This window comes from Sandarakinorhabdus rubra (genome assembly GCF_010994245.1).
Classification (GTDB): Bacteria; Pseudomonadota; Alphaproteobacteria; order Sphingomonadales; family Sphingomonadaceae; genus Sandarakinorhabdus; species Sandarakinorhabdus rubra.
Map to the genome: position 1 here is coordinate 1 of NZ_WMHO01000381.1, position 1,186 is coordinate 1,186.

1 pseudogene is annotated in these 1,186 nt (G+C 73.5%); it reads left to right on the forward strand.

Annotation, left to right across the window (positions count from 1 at the left end):
- A pseudogene (locus GJV64_RS14675) lies at positions 1–1,186 on the forward strand (CHAT domain-containing protein); the annotation flags it as partial.

Genomic DNA, 1,186 nt, shown 5'->3' on the forward strand with positions numbered 1-1,186 from the left:
TGCCTGCATTGCCCGGCCTCTCCGGCGCCCGCGCCAGCCGCTGCACGGTCGATGGTCTGACGCGGCTGCGGCTTGAGGTGCAGCGCGGCAAGACGCTGTTCGTGGCCGACGGGCTGGCCGGCTATAGCTCGGCGCTCGCGCTCGGCCTGCAATCGCTGGTGGCCGATGCGCCGGTGACCGGCACCGTCGACGTCGCCGCCACCGAGGCCGGCGATCCGGCGGCCTTCGCGCGGCTGCAGGCCGGCAGCCTGGAGCCGGGCGAGGCGCTGGCCGAAGCCTATGCCCGCAACAATGCCGCCAGCTATGCCGAATCCGCCGAGTTCTTTGATCTGCTGGTGGAGCGCAGCCGCCAGGGTGCGCCGGGCTTCACCCGCAGCGCCGAGTATCTGGCCAACCAGGCCCTGCAGGAATCCAACCTCGGCCGCTTTGCCGAGGCCGATCGGCTGTTCGGCCGGGCAGCCCAGTTGCTGGATGCCAGCGACCCCGTGGCGGCGCGGCTGGTGCGCAATGCCCGCGCCCAGCATCTGCTCAACCAGCGCGATCTGGTCGGCGCGCAGGTGGAACTGGACCGCCCGGTGGCAACGGCGATCGCCACCACCGATGCCGCCCGCATGGCCGCCGGCTATATCGACACGCCGCTGTCGCAGCGGCTGAACATCGATGATGCGGCGATGCGCGGGCTGGGTGCCGGCAGCGCCACTCTGAACAGTGCGGAACGGGTGATCATCCTTGATGGCCAGGCGCTCTACCTGCGCGGCGCTGCCGAGGCCGGGCAGGGCAAGCTGGCCAGCGCCGAACGCCAGCTCGCCGATGCCCGTCGCCAGCTGGCCGAACTGCGCGGCGGCCGCGTGCTCTCCATCCTGTGGCTGCGCGCCGCCGTTGCCACCGAGATTGCCAGCGTGGCCGAACGCCAGGGCCGCCCCGCGGAGGCCCGCGCCGCGCTGGCCGAAGCCGTGCAGCTGACTGCGGCGCAGTTCCCGCAATCGGCAGCGCTGCTGGCCGCCCAGGCCCGCCAGGCGGCGCTGCTGGCCCGCACCGGCGATGCGGCCGGTGCCGCCAGCAGCTTCCGCGCCATCGTCAAGGCCGCGCCCGATACGCCGGGCGCTGGCCAGGTGCTGCGCCCGCTGCTGGGGCCGTGGTTTGCCCAGCTTGCGGCCAGCGGGGATGCAGCGGCCGCCGCGGATCT